This window comes from Streptomyces sp. NPDC048639, assembly GCF_043199075.1.
Classification (GTDB): domain Bacteria; phylum Actinomycetota; class Actinomycetes; order Streptomycetales; family Streptomycetaceae; genus Streptomyces.
The window spans coordinates 436,066-453,739 of the sequence record NZ_JBICVP010000005.1; the positions used below are offsets into that span (position 1 = coordinate 436,066).

A 17,674-nucleotide genomic window follows, 5' to 3' on the forward strand; every position below is an offset into this window, starting at 1 on the left:
ACCGTCAACTGCCGCGTCTAGAGTCGGTATCCATGCAGAACACAGCCGAGTCCGGCTCCACACCCCCCGGCGGCGCCCAGGGCCCTGACCACGGCGGCTGCCCGGCTGCCGCCGACACCGCAGCACTGATCGCGGACCCGTACGCGGAGTACACCCGGCTGCGGCAGGCCGGGCCCGTCCACCGGATCACCGGCAGCGACGGGCGACCCGCCTGGCTGGTGACGCGCTACGACGACGTACGGCAGGCGCTTGCCGATCCGCGGCTGTCGCTCGACAAGAAGAACGGAGTGGCCGGCAACTACAGCGGGCTGCAGCTCCCGCCGGCCCTCGACGCGAACCTCGGCAACATGGACCCGCCCGACCACACGCGGGTGCGCAGCCTGGTCGCGAAGGCGTTCACACCGCGCCGGATCGAGCAACTCCGGGGCCCCGTACAGCAGGTGGCCGACGACCTCCTGGACGCCATCGCGGACGAGGGCCACGCCGACCTCATCGCGTCCTACGCCGCGCCGCTGCCGATCACCGTGATCTGCGACCTGCTGGGCATTCCCGCACGCAACCGGCCGGACTTCCGGGCCTGGACGGACGCGCTCATCGCACCCGATCCGGCGCGGCCCGAAGCGGCCCGCGCAGCCGCGGGCAACATGCTGCGCTTCTACACCGACCTCATCGCCGCCAAGCGCGCCGATCCGGGCGACGACCTGCTCTCCGACTTGGTACGGGTGCGCGAGGAAGGCGGCGACGACCGGCTCTCCGAGGACGAACTGACCTCCCTGGCGTTCATCATCCACTTCGGCGGCTACGAGAACGTCGTCCACCTGATCGGCAATGCGGTGGTGGCGCTGCTGGACCACCCCGACATCCTGAAGGAGTTGCGCAGTAATCCGGCCAAGCTCCCGGCCGCGGTGGAGGAGTTCGCCCGCTACGACGCACCCGCGTCCCTGGCCGTCCGCCGCTTCCCTCTGGAGGACGTCGAGATCGGCGGCGTGGCCGTTCCCGCCGGTGAGACCGTCCTGCTCTCCCTCGCATCCGCCAACCGGGACCCGGAACAGTTCCCGGATCCGGACCGCCTGGATCCGCACCGCGTCCCTTCCGGACATCTTTCTCTCGGCCATGGCCTCCATTACTGCCTCGGTGCGCCCCTGGCCCGGATGGAGACGGAGATCGCCCTCGCCGCACTTCTGGGCCGCTTTCCCGGGCTCTCACTGGCAGTTCCGCGGGACGAGCTGCGCCATCGGCCGTCGATCCGAGCGCGTGGCTTGATCTCGCTCCCAGTTTTCTGGCATCCGGAAAAGCGAACAGGCTTTTGATGCATGACCACTCCTCGATGAGGTAGAAAGGTGCTCGTGCCCGCCCGGTGTGCATCCCCCGTCGCACCGGGCGGGCCTTCTGCGTCCGCGCTACCGTCGGCGCCGTGAGCGACTCCCGTACCGGCGACGACCGTTCCGGCGCCTCCCGTACCGACGTGATGGGTGTGGACGCCTGCCCCACCGGCTGGGTGGGGGTGGTGCTGCGCGAGGGACACTTCGCGTCCGCACACGCCGCGCCCGATCTGGGCGGCCTCCTCGAACACGCCCGGGACGTGGCCGTGGTGGGCATCGACATCCCCCTCGGGCTGCTGGACTCCCACTGGCGGCAGGCGGACCGGCTCGCGGCCGCCCGCCTCGGACCGCAGCGGGCCAGGGTCTTCCCCGTACCGCCCCGCCAGGTGTGGGAGGAGGACGACTACGCGGCGGCGAACCACCGCTGCCGGAGGGTCACCGGCTCCGGGCTCAGTCGGCAGACCTGGGGCCTGGTGAAGAAGCTCCGTGAGGCGAACCGTGTGCGGGACGCGGGCGACGGGCGGCTGTACGAGGTGCACCCGGAGCTCTCGTTCATGGCCATGGCGGACGGCTCCCCCGTGACCTGGAGCAAGAAGAGCTGGAACGGGCAGCAGGTGCGGCGACGTCTGCTGCGCACCCAGGGCGTCGTCCTCCCCGAGGACCTGGGCACCGTCGGGCGCGTCCCTCCCGACGACGTACTGGACGCCGCGGCTGCCGCCTGGAGCGCCGACCGCATCGCGCGCGGCGCGTCCGACCGCCTCCCCGACCCTCCCGAACTGACCGCGCACGGACTGCCCATCGCCATCTGGTGGTGAGCGACGCCAGGCGGTGCAAGGCTGGAGAGGCAGACGCGTTCACGGACGCAATCGCGCGCGTGGGCCTGCGCATCCGTGGCACCGGGCGGACCGGCTGAGCGAGGACGCGTACCGGAGGCTGAACACCGAGATGCGACGGACGCTGCGGTCAGCGGTGCGAGCGGGGTGCGTACCGCCGCGGAAGTCCTGGCTCACGGGCCGGCGCGACGATCGCGATCCGGTGTGTCCGCGCTGTCACGGTCCGCTGACCGGGACCGGCTCAACGGGCGCGCCACGGTGTGGTGCCCGCGCTGCCGGCCGGACACTGCGTAGGGGAGAAGTCACGCGGGGCGATGGCCGCGAGGGGGCTTCGGCGACCGTACGGAGCGATCAGCGGTCCGCGGCGATGTCCTCGCGGAGGCCGTCGGAGAACTCCCACCAGGCCAAGGGGAGCCAGTCGCCGTTGATGAAGGCGTCGACCGTCGCCCCGCGGCCGCGGATGGTCACCGTGGTCCCGGGCGGGTAGGTGGTGCCGGACAGGCCGGGCACCGGGACGAGCAGGGTCCCGAGGCGCTGTGCCACTTCTCGTCCTCCTTCACCGAATTCTCTGCAATCTCTGCATACCGAGACATGCGCGAGCGAATATTCCTGCCGACTTTACCGGGGTTGTCTGATTCTCCCCCCGGAGGAATCATGAGAGATAGGTCACGCGGATGGAGCGGCTCGTGCCGCCTCGCGCATGTGTGCCCCGCAAGGGCCGTATTCGACCGACCCTGCCGTTCACCGCGGGCAGCAAAAACAGTGCATCGCCAAGCGGAGGTGGTATCCAATGAAGGCCGTCGTTTACAAGGGACCGTTCAGCGTGGCGGTCGAAGATGTCGAGAAGCCTCGGATCCAGCACCCGAACGATGTGATCGTACGGGTCACCTCCACCGCGATCTGCGGCTCCGACCTGCACATGTACGAGGGCCGTACGGCAGCCGAACCGGGAATCGTCTTCGGCCACGAGAACATGGGCATCATCGAGGAAATCGGCGAGGGTGTCACCGCACTCAAGAAGGGCGACCGCGTGGTCATGCCCTTCAACGTCGCGTGCGGATTCTGCACCAACTGCGTCGAGGGATTCACCGGATTCTGTCAGACCGTCAATCCCGGCTTTGCGGGCGGCGCTTACGGCTATGTCGCCATGGGCCCCTGGCCCGGCGGTCAGGCCGAATACCTCCGCGTTCCCTATGCCGACTTCAACTGCTTGAAGCTTCCGGCGGGGAACGCACACGAAACCGACTTCATGCTGCTGGCCGACATCTTCCCGACCGGCTACCACGGCTGCGAACTCGCCCAGGTGCGCCCGGGCGAGAGCGTCGCGGTGTACGGCGGTGGGCCCGTCGGGCTGATGGCCGCCTACTCGGCGCTGCTGCGCGGCGCGAAGAAGGTGTTCGTGGTGGACCGGGTCCCCGAACGGCTGGAGAAGGCACGGGAGATCGGCGCCACTCCGATCAACTTCGCCGAGGGCGACCCGGTGGAGCAGATCAAGGACGGGACCGAGGGCGTCGGCACCGACAAGGGCGTGGACGCGGTCGGGTACCAGGCGATGGCGCACGGCTCCGAACGCGAGGAGCCCGCGACCGTACTCAACTCCCTCATCGGGACGGTACGGCCGACCGGAGCGCTGGGTATCCCCGGTCTCTACGTCCCGGCCGACCCCGGAGGCCCGGACGAGAGCTCCAAGAAGGGCATGCTCCTGGTCTCCATCGGCAAGCTCTTCGAGAAGGGCCTGCGGCTGGGCACCGGGCAGTGCAACGTGAAGAGGTACAACCGGTACCTGCGGGACATGATCATCGAGGGCAGGGCGAAGCCCAGCTTCGTCGTCTCCCACGAACTGCCCCTGGACCAGGCTCCGTCGGCGTACGAGAAGTTCGACAAGCGGGTCGAGGGCTACACGAAGGTGATCCTGCACCCGTGACCCGCCAGGGTCTGCGCCGCGCACGCCGTGTGGTGAGGGGCCGAGCGCCCCTCACCACACCCCTGTGCACCGGTCCGCCCCACCCGGGAGAGGCCCCGCCGAGGACACCGGACGGCGATCCTCGTACGGTCGTCACTGGCCGTACAGCGCGTCGATCTCGGGGGCGAAGACCTCCTCGATCCGGCCGCGGCGGAGTTTGCGCGACGGTGTCACCAGGCCCGCCTCCTCGGTGAAGGAGGCGGACAGCACCCGGAAAGCCCGGATCGACTCCGCCTTCGAGACCAGGGTGTTGGCGGCGGTCACCGCTCTGCGGATCTCCGTCTCCAGGTCGCTGTCCCCGACCGGATCCCAGGCGTCCAGCGGCGGCTTGCCGCGCAGCGCCAGCCAGTGCTTGACCGCTTCGTGGTCGAGCGTCACCAGCGCGGCCACGAACGGCCTGTTGTTGCCGACGAGTATGCAGTGCTCGATCAACGGGTGCTCGCGGACGCGCTGTTCGAGCTGCGGGGGTGAGACGTTCACACCCCCGGCGGTGATGATGATCTCCTTCTTCCGGCCGGTGATGGTGAGGTAGCCGTCGGCGTCGAACGTCCCGATGTCGCCGGTGGCCATCCAGCCGTCCCGCAGGACGGCGGCCGAGCCCTCGGGGTCGTTCTGGTACTCGGCGAAGACCGGTCCGCCGCGTACGAGGATCTCCCCGTCGTCGGTGATCCGGATGGACGTACCGGGGATGGGCGGGCCGACTGTGCCGAAGCGGACCTTGCCCGGCGGATTGCAACTCGCGGCCGAGGAGCACTCGGTGAGGCCGTACCCCTCGTAGATCGTCAGTCCGGCGCCCGCGTAGAACAGCCCGAGGCGGCGCCCCATGGTCGAGCCGCCGCTGACCGCGTTGCGCACCTTGCCGCCGAGGGCCTCGCGGACCTTGCTGTAGACGAACTTGTCGAAGAAGCGGTGCTGGACGCGCAGCGAAGCGGACGGCCCGGGGCCGGTGTCGAACGCCCGCCGCTCCTGGGCCTCGGCGAAGCGGACCGCCACGTCCACGGCCTTGTCGAAGACCGAGGCGTTCCCCTCCGCCTCGGCCTTGTTCCGGCCTGCGTTGAAGAACCTCTCGAAGACCTGGGGCACGGCGAGGAGGAACGTGGGCCGGAAGCCGGCGAAGTCCTCGACGAGCGCCTCCGCCGTCATCTCCGGCTGATGCCCGAGCTGCGCCCAGGCCCGTATCGCGGCGACCTCGACCATGCGGCCGAAGACATGGGCGAGCGGAAGGAAGAGCAGGGTCGACGCCTGGACCCCTTCGGGCGCGAAGACCGGGCTCCAGCGTGCGATGAGGCTGTCGGAGACGGCCATGAAGTTGGCGTGGGTGAGCACACAGCCCCGGGGTGAACCGGTCGTGCCGGAGGTGTAGATGACTGTGGCCACCGAGCCGGGGGTGACCGCGAGCCGCTGCCGGTGCACCATGCTGTCGGGGATGCGCTCGCCCTCGCCGACCAGCTTCTCGACGATCCCGGTGTCGAGTTGCCAGACGCGGGTGAGCGCGGGGACCCGGTCGATCACCGAGCCGAGAGTCATCGCATGGTCCTCGTCCTCGACGACGATGGCGACGCAGACCGTGTCGAGCAGGATCCAGGCGACCTGCTGGGCGGAGGAGGTGGGGTAGATGGGGACCGGCTGGGCGCCGATGCTCCACAGCGCGTAGTCGAAGAGCGTCCACTCGTAGCGGGTGCGGGACATGATGGCCACCCGGTCGCCGAACCGGATGCCGTCCGCGATCAATCCCTTGGCCAGGGCCACCACTTGATCCCGGAACTCGGCCGCCGACACATCCGTCCACCGACCGTCCACCTTCCGACCGAGCGCCGCCCTGCCGGGGGCCTCCGCGGCATGGTCGAAGACGGTGTCGGCCAAGCCACCGACGTGGGGTGTCGTGGCCATGGCAGGCGTGGTGAACTCGCGCACGCGCATGCTCCTTGTGGGACTGGGAGCCCGGGGGACGTGCACGCTAGCGTGTGGACGGGTGTGATGAAAGCGCTGCAGCGCGTAGTCGTGGTCTGTTGCGGAATTGTGTTTCCCGCTGTCGCACAGTGACGGGGCGAAACCGCCCGTACGGGACCCGAGTTGGCCCCGAGCGGCGCGAATGCGGCGCGAAAGCCGCGCGTCCCCCGGCGCGAAATCTCCACGCACCGGCGCCCGGTGGACGGTTCACGCCACGAAACGGAATCCCGCGCCCGCGGCACCGGCGCGAAGCTCCCGCCTCCGGGGAGACGGACGGGCGGCGGGGCGGCACGGTGCGACGGCCCATGTGAAGGGCCCCGGCGAAGGAGCCGCGTCGATCGGTGGCCACCGCGGCCACCCTTGCCCGCCGCCCCCGCCCGACCGTAGGCTGAATGCGCTTTCAGGGCAGGTCACGGCGGGCGAGGAAGCGCGCTGACCGCCGGGGGGAACCAGAAGAGACGAGGCTGCCGGATGAGCACTCCCACGGTGTACGACGTCGCCGAACGGGCGGGCGTGTCCATCGCGACGGTCTCACGTGTCTACCGCAACCCCGATTCCGTGCGTGCCGCCACCCGCGACCGGGTGCTCGCCGCCGCCCGCGAGCTCGGTTATCTGCCGAGCGGCAGCGCCCGCGGTCTGGCCAGCCGTACCACCGGCGTCCTGGGTCTGTGCTTTCCCGACTTCCACGACACGGAGGCCGAGGACGCCCCGGACGCCGACGACGCGGAGCTGATGCTCTACTCCGACGAGGTCATCCGCGGCATGGAGCGGGCCGCCCGGCGGCACGGGTACGCACTGCTGATCTCCGCCTCGCACGCCGACCGCGCGGGCGAGCAGCTCGCGGAGGTCGCCGGGCGGGTGGACGGCCTCGCCGTACTGGCGCAGACTGTGCCGGGCGAGGACCTCGAGGTCGTGTCGCGGCGGCTGCCCGTCGTGATGCTCGCGGGACAACGGAATGACGACCACGACCACATCGAAGTGGCCAACTTCGACGGTCAGCTCGAACTCACCCGGCACCTGATCGTGGACCACGGTCTGCGCCGCCTCGCCTTCGTCGGCGGTCCCCCGGACTCTCCGGACGGCGAGGCACGCTTCCGCGGTTTCCAGGCCGCTCACCTCGAAGCCGGACTGCCCCTGCCGGAGCTCCCCGACATGCGCGGGGATCTGACGCAGTCGGCGGGACGCAAGGCCGTCGCCGAGCTGCTGGACCGGGACGGGGAGCGCCCGCAGGGCATCCTGCTGGCCAACGACCAGATGGCGGTGGGTGCGCTGCACGCCCTGGAGGGGCGCGGCATCGCCGTCCCGGACGGGATGGCGGTGACGGGCTTCGACGGGATCCCGCTCAGCCGGCTGGTCCGACCGACGCTGACGACCGTACGGCAGCCGATGGGCCGGCTCGGCGAGGAGGCCGCGCAGCTCCTGGTGGCCAGGATCCGCGACCGGGACCGGGCACCGGCGGCACGGCTGCTGCCGGTGACGGTGACACGGCGCGCGAGCTGCGGCTGCGGGTAAGGACGGCGGCGGTACGGCCGGCAGGACCGTGCCGGTCGGAGGCGGTCGCGGTGGGCGGATGCGGTGGCGGTGGGTCTCCGGGAGGGCCCGGGCCGCGGGTGGCCTCCGGTGCCACGGCGGCGCCCGCCTCCGATGACGACGGTGGTGGCCGCTGCCAGGTCACGGCAGTGACCGCTGCCGGGTCACGACGGCGGTCTCGAGGCGTACGCGCCCATGGACGCGTACGGGCCGGCGAACCCTCCGGGGTTTACGGAAGCGTTATCGTCCGGCCCCTTGAGCCCGCCGACGGGGTGTTGCAGGGCCATGTATGCGCTTACAGGCAGCGCATACATGAACTCGAGGAGGGGCCGCATGACACGCACTGCCAAGTCCGTCACCATCGCCATGACCATGGTGTCGGCGCTCGGCCTGACGTCCGCGTGCGGCAGCGGCGGAGGCGACCAGGCCAAGGCGGACGCCAAGCAGACGCTCACCGTGTGGGGCATGGGCGAGGAGGGCAAGCGGCTCCAGACCGTCGCCGACGAGTTCACCAAGAAGCACCCCAACATCAAGGTCAAGGTGACCCCGGTCGGCTGGGACGTCGTCCACCAGAAGCTGGTCTCGGCGGCCGCCGCCGGGAACCTCCCGGACATGGCACAGATGGGCTCGACCCTCATGGGCGAGTTCATCGACCTCGACACCCTGGAGCCGGTGGACACCGGCACCTTCGACAAGGCCGACTTCTTCCCCGCGGCCTGGGACGGCAACGTCAAGGACGGCACCGCGTACGGCGTCCCCTGGTACGTCGACACGCGGGCCCTCTACTACCGCACCGACCTGGCGAAGAAGGCGGGCGTCAAGGGCGCCCCGGCCACCTGGAAGGACATGCGCGCCCTGGCCGGCCGCTATCACGACAAGGCCGGCAGCACCTACGGCCTCAGCCTCCAGGCCGGTGGTACGGGCGCCTGGCAGAACTGGCTGCCGTTCCTCTACTCCGCGGGCGGCTCCGTTCTGGACAAGGACGGGAAGCCCGCCCTGGACTCCCCCGAGTCCGTGAAGGCGCTCGCCGAATACGCCCACTACTTCGGCGAGGGCCTCACCAAGAAGAACTTCACCCCCGGCTACGACGTGGTCAAGGACTTCGGTTCCGGCAAGGTGCCGATGTTCCCCTCCGGCCCCTGGATCGTGCAGAACATCAACGACCAGCAACCGCAGCTCAAGGGGAAGTGGAAGGTCGCGGAACTGCCCGCCGACAAGAACTCCAGCTCGTTCATCGGCGGCTCATCCCTGGTGACGTTCAAGGACAGTGAGCACAAGGCCGCCGCCGCGGAATTCACGAAGTTCCTGACCGGCCCGGAAAAGCAGGCCGACTGGTACAAGGCGTCCAAGTCGCTGCCCGCAGTCAAGGCCGCCTGGGAGCAGCCCGCCCTCAAGAGCGGCGACGACTCGCTCCAGGTCTTCCGGAAGTCCCTCGACCATGCCCAGGAAGTCCCGCCCCTGGCGAAGTGGAACGAGATCTCCGTCAAGATGGACGACGCCCTCGGCAAGATCGCACGGGGCGCCGACCCGGCCGCGACGGCCGGGCAACTGCAGAAGGCCACCGAGGGCCTGGTGGACTGAGCCGATGAGCACCACCGCCGCGAAGCCCGGCGCCGCCCCCGATCCGCCGCCGGCCGGGAGCCGGCCCCCGGCCGGAAACGGAAGCGGGACGGAAGCGGAGGCCGGGCGCCGGGACGCGGAGAAGGGAAACGGCAGGGAGAAGTCCCCGCGCCGCCGGGACCGCCTCTCCACCCAGAACCTGGCCGGCTGGCTCTACTCCGCACCGTTCGTGTCGCTCTTCCTCACCTTCATGGCGTTCCCCATCGTGGCGACGCTGCTGATGAGCTTCACCGACTTCAATCTGCGGAACGTCACCGATCCCCTGTCGGCGGAATTCATCGGCCTGGAGAACTACAGCAGGCTGGCCGAGGACGAGGAGTTCGTCCGCGCCCTGTTCAACACGGTCTACTTCGTGGTGCTCGGGGTGCCGCTGACGATCGGCGGCGGCCTGTTCGCGGCGGTGCTGCTGAATTCCGGAATCGACCGGATGCGTACCTTCTTCCGTGTCGGTTTCTACGCGCCCGTGGTCACGGCCATCGTCGCGGTCGCCGTCATCTGGCGGTTCGTCCTCGATCCTTCGGAGGGCCTGATCGCCGGGCTCGCCTCCCAGGTCGGGCTCACCAGCCCCAACTTCCTGGACTCCGAGATCCTCGCCATGCCCTCGCTGGTCGTGATGGCGGTCTGGCGGAACCTGGGCACCGCGATGGTGCTGTTCCTCGCCGGACTCCAGTCGATCCCGACCGAGGTCCGGGAGGCGGCGCGCATCGACGGGGCGGGAGCCTTCCAGGAGTTCCGGCGGATCACGGTGCCACTGCTGCGCCCGACCCTGCTGTACGTCGCGGTGATGACCACCATCGGCTTCCTCAATGTCTTCGAGGAACCGTTCGTGATGACCGACGGCGGCCCGGACAACAGCACGCTGACGATCTCGCTGCACATGTACAAGGAGGGCTTCGACTTCTTCCACATGGGCTACGCCAGCGCCATGGCGTACGTCCTGTTCGTGATCGTCCTCGCCGTCACGCTGCTCCAGCTCCGCCTGCTCAAGGACAAGACGCGATGAGTACCACCGAGATCCGCACAGAAGCGCCCGGAGGCCCGTCCGAAGCCGGCGGGCCGGCGCCCCGCGACCGCCGGAGCCGCCCCCGCGCGCGGAAGGTCCTCACGTACACCCTGCTGAGCCTGGGCATGCTGGTGATGGTCGCGCCGTTCCTGTGGATGGCCCTGTCGGCCTTCAAGACCGATCGCGAACTGGGGGCCTCCCCGCCGGCGTGGATTCCCAGTGAGTGGACGCTGGCGAACTTCCGCAAGCTGATCGAACTGCTGGACATCCCGCAGTACTTCTTCAATTCGCTGCTGGTCGCGGTCGTCGTCACGGCGTGCAATCTGCTGTTCTGCTCGATGCTCGGCTACGCGCTGGCCAAGCTGAACTTCATCGGCAAACGGCCGGTGTTCGCGCTCGTGCTGGGCGCGCTGATGGTGCCGGGGAATCTCATGCTCCTCCCCATGTTCGTGATGATGAGCAAGATGCGGCTGATCGACTCGTACGCGGCGCTCGTCCTGCCGTTCGCGGCCGGGGCGTTCGGGGTGTTCCTGATGCGGCAGTTCATGTCGTCCATACCGGACGAGCTGCTGGAGGCGGCCCGCATCGACGGCGCACGCGAGTGGTTCATCTTCTGGCGCATCGTCCTGCCGCTGGTGAAACCCGCTCTCGCGACGCTTGCGATCTTCGTCTTCCTCGGCTCCTGGAACAACTTCCTCTGGCCGTTGGTCGCGACCAACGACCCCGACAAGTACACGCTCCCGGTGGCCCTCGCCACCTTCGCGATCGACCCGACCAAGGCCAACGGTTCCAACGGTGTCCTGATGGCCGGCGCGTTCCTCGTGGTGCTGCCGGTCCTGCTGGTCTTCGTCGTTCTCCAGCGCTACTTCACCCAGGGCATCGCGACCGCGGGCCTGAAGTAGCCGGGCTGGGGCCGGACTTCGCGGGCGGCCTCCCCGCCGGGTCCGGCCCCGGCCCTCCCCCGACGGCCCCACGACCGACCGAGAACCTGGCGACCCGAAGACCCGACGACCCGACGCGGACGCCCTGCCGTACGCACGTCATGTATGCGCATCCATGAAAGGTGGACCATGACCGACACGAACGCCGCCCGGCTCGACTGGGAGCAGCGGATCGGCATCCCCAGCGACCAGCCGCTGGTGGGCACGGCCGATCTGCCGGCCCCCGCCGGGCTGCGCTCCGAGGACGGCACCGGCCACGTGCTGCTGGACTGGGAGCCGGTCGAGGGCGCCCTGGGCTATCTCGTGTACCGCGCGCAGTCCGTCGACGGCCCCTTCGAACCGCTGGACCACCAGGGCGGTGACGTGCTGGCCGTTCCCCACCCGCCGTACGCCGACTCCTTGGTCGAGGCCGGTCGCGGCTACTGGTACAAGGTCGCCTCCTGGACGGACGCCGGCCCCGGCCCGCTCACCGGTGCTGCCGTCCCCGGCTGCGCCCGGGCCCGGGGGGCCGAGCCCGCCCGCGTCACCGTCACGGTCGACGCCGCCGCGGCTCCCGCCCCGCTGCCCGGCGTCTGGAACCGCATGATCGGCGCCGAGCACTTCTCGCTCCTCGTCTGGGACAAGGACGGCCCCGGCGGCGCCGACGTGGCCGCCGAGTACGGCGAGGCGCTGGGCATCATGCGGGACGAGATCGGCGTTCGCACGGTCCGCGCCCACGGCACGTTCCTCCCCGAGAACGTCACCGTGCGCGAGGACGGTTCCTTCGACTTCTCCGGCCTGGACGAGGTCTACGACCGCTTCCTGGCGACCGGGCTCAAGCCCGTCGTCGAACTGTCCTTCATGCCGCGGGAGCTGGCCGCGCACCCGGACTCCACCGTCTTCCAGTACGCCGCCGTCAACTCCGTCCCCGCGGACTGGGACCGGTGGGGCGACCTCTGCCGCGCGCTGACGGTGCACCTGCGGGAGCGCTACGGCGCAGACGAGGTCGCGAGCTGGGAGTTCGAGGTCTGGAACGAGGCGAATCTGGAGGTGTTCTGGACCGGCACGCAGGCCGACTACCACCGCCTCTACGAGGTGGCCGTCCGCGCCATCAAGGACGTCGACGCCCGTATCCCGGTCGGCGGACCGAGCTCGGCGGCCGCCGGTTGGGTCGGTCCGCTGCTGGAGTTCTGCCGCGAGAACGATGTGCCGATCGACTTCGTCTCCACCCACACCTACGGCAACGCCCCGCTGGACTTCCGGCCGCAGACCCGCTCGTTCGCCGAGGCCACGGGCCGGCCCGAGCCGGAGATCCTGTGGACCGAGTGGGGCGTGACGCCCACGCACTTCCACCGGGTCAGCGACTCCGTCTTCTCCGCGCCGTTCGTGCTGCGCGGTATGAAGGCGGCGCTGGCGTCAACCGACGCGCTCGCCTACTGGGTCGCCAGTGACCACTTCGAGGAGCTGGGCTGGCCGCCGAAGCTCTTCCACGGCGGCTTCGGCCTGCTGACCGTCGGCAATCTGCGCAAGCCGCGTTTCTGGGCGCTGTCCCTGCTCTCCGCACTGGCCGGCGGCCGGGTGCCGGCAAGCGTCACCGGAGACGGTGCGGAGGCGCTCACCCAGGCGCTGGCGACCCGTACGGAGGACGGCGCGCAGGTCGACGTGCTGGTGTGGAACGGCACCCTCGACCAGACCAGGATCGACGGCGCCCCGGCGCTGGACCGTACCGCGGCGGTGGAGGTGGGCGGCCTGGAGCCGGGCGCCTCGTACGCGGTCACGCTGTACCGCGTCGACGCGCACCACAGCAATATCAAGGCGGTCTGGGACGACCTGGGCGGGGGCGACTGGCCGGACGCGCAGCAGTGGGCGAAGCTGCGCGCCGCCGACCGGCTCTCCGAGGAGTCCCTCGCCCCGGTCACAACGGGCGCCGACGGCACCGCGTCGCTCTCCGTCGACCTGCCGATGCCCGGCATCCGCTCCCTGCGCCTGATCCGTACCTGAGCCGCCCCACCCCCGCCGGTGCTCCGCACCGCACCCCGAGTCACCCCGGATTTCCCTCCCTACGAACGGAGTTGGACGCCATGGAACGCCGTACCTTCCTCGCCGCGGGAGCGGGCGCGTCCGCGGCGCTCGCCCTGGGCGCTCCCGCCGCCATGGCCGGGCCGGCGACCCCCGCCGCCGCGCCCGGCGGCTCGACCACGGCTCTGCTGCACCGCTGGTTCCGCGACACCTACCGTTCGATGGAGGCCATGACCACGGGCATCGGTCTGGCCGCCGACAAGATCGATGTCAGCGGCGGCGCGCCGGTCCCCTCGGTCAACACCTCGCCGACCAACATCGGTTGCGGGCTGTGGTCGACGGTCGCGGCCGCCGGGCTCGGGGTGATCGGCCGCGCCGACATGCACCGGAAACTGGACCGGGCGCTGACGGCGGTCGAGAAGCTGGAGCGGGCGCACGGCTTCTGGTTCAACTGGTACGACGCCCACACCGGCGAAGTCCTCACCACCTGGCCGGAGAACGGCGATCCGGTCCGGCCGTTCCTGTCCTCCGTGGACAACGCCTGGCTGGTCACGGGACTGCGCATCGCGGCCGACGCCGACCCCGCCCTGCGCTCCCGGGTGGGGCGCCTGCTGGCCGGCACCGACTGGTCCTTCTACTACACCCCGTACGACGCCGACGACCCCGCGGCCCATCCCGGCCAGCTCCACGGTGGCTACTGGACGGACGACGACACCTTCACCTCGCACTGGTACGGCGCTCTCAACACCGAGCCCCGTATGGCCAGTTACCTGGGCATCGGCGACGGCTCCCTTCCGTCCGAGCACTACTGGCACACCTTCCGCACCATGCTTCCCGAGTGGGAGCAGGAGCAGATGCCGGAGGGCGAGTGGGCCACGGTCGACGGGGTGCGGGTCTGGCGCGGCCACTACACCTACCGCGGGCGGAAGCTGGTGCCCTCCTGGGGCGGCTCGATGTTCGAGGCGCTGATGGTGCCGCTCTTCGTCCCCGAGGCGGCGTGGTCCCCCGGCGCCTGGGGCCTCAACCACCGCCGCCACGTGCTCAGTCACATCGAGCACGGGCTGGAGGAGGAGAACTACGGCTACTGGGGCTTCTCTCCCGCGAGCATCCCGGCCGGCGGGTACAGCGAGTACGGCGTCGACGCGATCGGCATGCAGGTCGAGGGCTACACCTCCAAGGGCGTCGTCACCCCGCACGCCTCCTTCCTCGCCATGCCGTTCGCCCGCGACAGGGCGATCGCGAATCTGCGGAAGACGGCCCGTGACTTCGGCGCGTACGACGACGGGCTGGGCTTCCGGGACGCGGTCGACGTCCGGACGGGCCGCGTCAGCGACGCCATGCTGGCGCTCGACCAGGGGATGATCGTCGCCGCCCTGGCGCAGGTGCTCAGGCCCGGGCTGCTCCAACGGCCGTTCCGCACCGGCGGTTTCGCCCGTCGCGTCCGCCCCTTGCTCGAACGAGAGGACTTCGGGCTGTGACCGGGCCGGGCGGGCGCCCCGGCATCATCGTGCTGATGACCGACGACCACGCGACACCGGCCATCGGGGCGTACGGCAGCGTGATCAACCGGACTCCGGCGGTCGACCGCCTGGCGGCCGAGGGCATGCGGTTCGACAGCGCCTTCTGCACCAACTCCATCTGCTCCCCCGCCCGTGCCACGCTGCTCACCGGCGCCTACAGCCACATCCACGGGATGACAACGCTGGAGCAGCCGGGGCAGAAATTCGACGCGCGCCAGCCCGCGTTCCCGGAAATGCTCAGGCAGGCGGGCTACCGGACGGCGATCGTCGGCAAGTGGCATCTGGGGCACGGCGGGACGAGCGACCCGCAGGGCTTCGACCACTGGGAGATCCTCCCGGAGCACGGGGTCTACCACGACCCGGTGTTCCTGACCGCCGACGGCGAACGGCGGTACGCCGGCCACGTCACCGACATCATCACCGATCTGGCCCTGGGCTGGCTGGACGAGCGCGACCCGGACCGGCCCTTCGCGCTGCTCATCCAGCACAAGGCCCCGCACCGGGCGTTCGAGCCTGCGATGCGCCACCGGAACCTGTACGCGCATGAGGACATCCCCGTACCCGCGACGCTGCACGACGACTACGCGGGGCGCTCGCGCGCGGCCTCCGAGGCGCGGATGCGGATGTCCGATCTCCAGACGTTCGACCTCAAGGAGCCGGTCCCCGAGGGGCTGCCGGAGCGCGAGGAGCGGGAGTGGCGCTACCAGCGCTACATCAAGGAGTACCTGAGGGTGGTCGCCGGGCTGGACGAGAACGTCGGCCGGCTGCTGCACTACCTCGACGTGAGCGGGCTCGCGGGGAGCACCGCCGTCGTCTACACCTCCGACCACGGCTTCTACCTCGGCGAACACGGCTGGTTCGACAAGCGGTTCATGTACGAGCCGTCGCTGCGCATCCCGTTGATCGTGCGCTGGCCCGGTGTCGTCGAGCCCGGCTCGTCCTGCGACGAGCTCGTCGCCAACGTCGACTTCGCGCAGACCGTGCTCGACCTCGCGGGGGTCGCGCCGCACGAGCGCATGCAGGGGCGGAGCCTGCTGCCGCTGCTGCGCGGCGAACGGCCCGCGGATTGGCGGCAGTCGGTCTACTACCGCTACTTCGAGCATCTGGACGTCTCCCACAACGTCCAGGCCAGCTACGGCATCCGCACCCGCACCCACAAGCTGATCCACTACCCGGGACACGGCTCGGGCCAGGTCGGGGCCTCGCCGGAGACCCGCGAACCGGAGTGGGAGCTGTTCGATCTGGAGCGCGATCCGGAGGAGTTGCACAACCGCTACGACGACCCGGCGTACGCGTCGGTCGTCGGGAGTCTCACCGAACAACTCACGCTGCTGCAGGTCCAGTACCGCGACACCGCCGGGGGTCCGCGATGAGCACCGAACCGGCCTGCTGCCCGCCGGGCCGCCCGGGAGCGCCCGCGCCGGCACGGGGCCCCACCGCCACCGAGCCGTCCACGATGCGCGCCGAACCCTCCGGCGGCTGGCGCCGGCTGCCGGGCGGGACCTTCACCATGGGCTGCGAGAGAAGCCCGTACCCGCAGGACGGCGAGGGCCCCGTGCGCCGGGTGACGCTCGCCCCCTTCCGGCTGGGCGCGACCGCCGTCACCAACCGCGAGTTCGCCGCCTTCGTGGACGCCACGGCGTACACCACGGACGCCCAGCACTTCGGCTGGTCGTTCGTCTTCGGGGGCTTCCTGCCGGACGACTTCCCGGCGACCCGGGCTGCGGCGGCCACGCCCTGGTGGCGGCAGGTCTACGGCGCCTGCTGGCGCCACCCGGAGGGCCCGCAGTCCACCCTGGCGGGCCGCTCGGACCACCCGGTCGTGCACGTCTCGCACGCGGACGCGCTCGCGTACTGCGCGTGGGCGGACGCCCGGCTGCCGACGGAGGCCGAGTGGGAGTACGCGGCGCGCGGCGGGCTCGTCGGCAAGCCCTATCCGTGGGGTGACGAGCCCGAACCCGGGGGCGCCTACCGGATGAACATCTGGCGGGGCGACTTCCCGGCCCGCAACACCGCCGCCGACGGCTTCGCCGGGACCTGCCCCGTCGACGCCTTCCCGCCCAACGGATACGGGCTGTTCAACATGGTCGGCAATGTGTGGGAGTGGTGCGCGGACTGGTTCGGCCCGCCTCCCGCCGGCGCCGCACCCGGCCCCGCCGTGAATCCCGTGGGGCCGACCGCGGGGAAGGCCCGGGTGCTGCGCGGCGGCTCCCACCTGTGCCACGACTCGTACTGCTTCCGCTACCGCACCTCGGCCCGTATGGGCAACACACCGGACAGTTCGAGCGGCAACACCGGCTTTCGCTGCGCCCGTTGAGCCGCCCGGCCGGTCACCCGTCCCATCCCGCGTCCCGAGTCCTCCCGAACCCCCTCGCCTCCCGCACCGGCCGGGCGGGCGAGAGGGCGGGCGGGCGCCGGGAGGGACCGCCGTCGTCCAGCCTGTCCCACAGCCACGGCCGGGTCAGCCGGAGAGCCAGCGCGACGGAGGCGGACTCCACCCACGCCTGACCGCACTCCGCCTGGCGGGGCCAGGACTCGGCGTCGTCCCGCCCGGGCGTGCGCGTACCGGCGGGCGAGACCGTCGGCATAGCGGTCCAGCACCCCGTACGGGTCCCGGCCGCCGGCCCCGGCGACGCGGAAGGCGGCGAGCAGGAAGGTGCGGGCGTAGCCCTCCAGGCCGTCGGAGCGCCGCCCCGACGAACTGTGCGTGCCGGGGAGGGTGATGAGCCCGCGGGCGGGCGAGGCATACGGCTCCACGGCGGCGAGCAGCCCGTCCGCCGCGGCCCCCAGTGCGCGCGGGTCCATCCGGTGTACGGGCTCGCCGTACGGTCCTCGGGCGGAAGCGGCCAGGGGTAGGGGTGGTCCGGCATGGCGACGACTCCGGCACGGGCTAGTGGCGACTCGTGGTGGGGCGTAAGTGATGTATGCGCTTACAGCCCGGTCCGTGCAGAGTACATCGCCCCCTCGGTGCACGGAAGCGGCCCGGAGCGGGAC

General features: G+C 70.8%; 13 protein-coding genes and 1 pseudogene. 11 read left to right on the forward strand and 3 right to left on the reverse strand.

Annotated elements, in window-relative coordinates:
* Nucleotides 1-32: 32 nt before the first annotated feature.
* Both ACGFNH_RS16755 and ACGFNH_RS16760 read left to right on the forward strand, forming a co-directional pair.
* A complete protein-coding gene (locus ACGFNH_RS16755) occupies nt 33-1,310 on the forward strand; it encodes a cytochrome P450 (protein WP_393654266.1) in 1,278 nt (425 codons plus the stop codon).
* Nucleotides 1,311-1,414: 104 nt separating this feature from the next.
* Nucleotides 1,415-2,137 (forward strand): DUF429 domain-containing protein, encoded by a 723-nt coding sequence (locus ACGFNH_RS16760; RefSeq protein ID WP_393654268.1) that lies wholly within the window; start codon nt 1,415-1,417, stop codon nt 2,135-2,137.
* 369 nt (nt 2,138-2,506) lie between these two features.
* Here ACGFNH_RS16760 and ACGFNH_RS16765 read toward each other — a convergent pair whose 3' ends face one another.
* Nucleotides 2,507-2,698, reverse strand: coding sequence for a hypothetical protein (locus ACGFNH_RS16765; protein ID WP_393654270.1), 192 nt, complete (start codon nt 2,696-2,698; stop codon nt 2,507-2,509).
* 247 nt (nt 2,699-2,945) lie between these two features.
* On the opposite strand from ACGFNH_RS16765, the gene ACGFNH_RS16770 reads away from it, so the two are divergent.
* Nucleotides 2,946-4,079: a glutathione-independent formaldehyde dehydrogenase gene (locus tag ACGFNH_RS16770; RefSeq protein WP_393654272.1), complete on the forward strand. Its 1,134-nt coding sequence runs from the start codon at nt 2,946-2,948 to the stop codon at nt 4,077-4,079.
* Nucleotides 4,080-4,211: 132 nt separating this feature from the next.
* Here the strand turns inward: ACGFNH_RS16770 and ACGFNH_RS16775 are convergent, their stop codons facing one another.
* The gene (locus ACGFNH_RS16775; protein WP_393654273.1) at nt 4,212-6,032 is read right to left on the reverse strand and encodes an AMP-dependent synthetase/ligase; all 1,821 of its coding nucleotides are present in this window, start codon (nt 6,030-6,032) and stop codon (nt 4,212-4,214) included.
* Nucleotides 6,033-6,539: 507 nt separating this feature from the next.
* Here ACGFNH_RS16775 and ACGFNH_RS16780 point away from each other — a divergent pair.
* From ACGFNH_RS16780 to ACGFNH_RS16815, 8 genes are all read left to right on the forward strand, one after another.
* Nucleotides 6,540-7,580, forward strand: a complete 1,041-nt coding sequence (locus ACGFNH_RS16780) for a LacI family DNA-binding transcriptional regulator (protein WP_393654275.1) — start codon at nt 6,540-6,542, stop codon at nt 7,578-7,580.
* A gap of 351 nt (nt 7,581-7,931) precedes the next feature.
* Nucleotides 7,932-9,179 (forward strand): sugar ABC transporter substrate-binding protein, encoded by a 1,248-nt coding sequence (locus tag ACGFNH_RS16785; protein ID WP_393654277.1) that lies wholly within the window; start codon nt 7,932-7,934, stop codon nt 9,177-9,179.
* Nucleotides 9,180-9,183: 4 nt separating this feature from the next.
* Complete coding sequence (locus tag ACGFNH_RS16790; protein ID WP_393654279.1) at nt 9,184-10,221, forward strand: carbohydrate ABC transporter permease; 1,038 nt, start codon at nt 9,184-9,186, stop codon at nt 10,219-10,221.
* Nucleotides 10,218-11,123, forward strand: coding sequence for a carbohydrate ABC transporter permease (locus tag ACGFNH_RS16795; RefSeq protein ID WP_393654281.1), 906 nt, complete (start codon nt 10,218-10,220; stop codon nt 11,121-11,123). The genes ACGFNH_RS16790 and ACGFNH_RS16795 overlap by 4 nt, the downstream gene beginning before the upstream one ends.
* A gap of 168 nt (nt 11,124-11,291) precedes the next feature.
* The gene (locus ACGFNH_RS16800; protein ID WP_393654283.1) at nt 11,292-13,142 is read left to right on the forward strand and encodes a glycoside hydrolase; all 1,851 of its coding nucleotides are present in this window, start codon (nt 11,292-11,294) and stop codon (nt 13,140-13,142) included.
* An 80-nt stretch (nt 13,143-13,222) separates the two neighbouring features.
* Nucleotides 13,223-14,638 (forward strand): glucoamylase family protein, encoded by a 1,416-nt coding sequence (locus ACGFNH_RS16805; RefSeq protein WP_393654285.1) that lies wholly within the window; start codon nt 13,223-13,225, stop codon nt 14,636-14,638.
* Nucleotides 14,639-14,673: 35 nt separating this feature from the next.
* On the forward strand, nt 14,674-16,053 hold the full coding sequence (locus ACGFNH_RS16810; RefSeq protein WP_393654287.1) for a sulfatase: 1,380 nt from the start codon (nt 14,674-14,676) through the stop codon (nt 16,051-16,053).
* Nucleotides 16,050-16,997, forward strand: a complete 948-nt coding sequence (locus ACGFNH_RS16815; protein ID WP_393654289.1) for a formylglycine-generating enzyme family protein — start codon at nt 16,050-16,052, stop codon at nt 16,995-16,997. The genes ACGFNH_RS16810 and ACGFNH_RS16815 overlap by 4 nt, the downstream gene beginning before the upstream one ends.
* Nucleotides 16,998-17,109: 112 nt before the next feature.
* On the opposite strand, the pseudogene ACGFNH_RS16820 reads toward ACGFNH_RS16815, so the two are convergent.
* Nucleotides 17,110-17,550, reverse strand: a pseudogene (locus ACGFNH_RS16820) (DUF2264 domain-containing protein); the annotation flags it as partial.
* Nucleotides 17,551-17,674 lie beyond the last annotated feature (124 nt).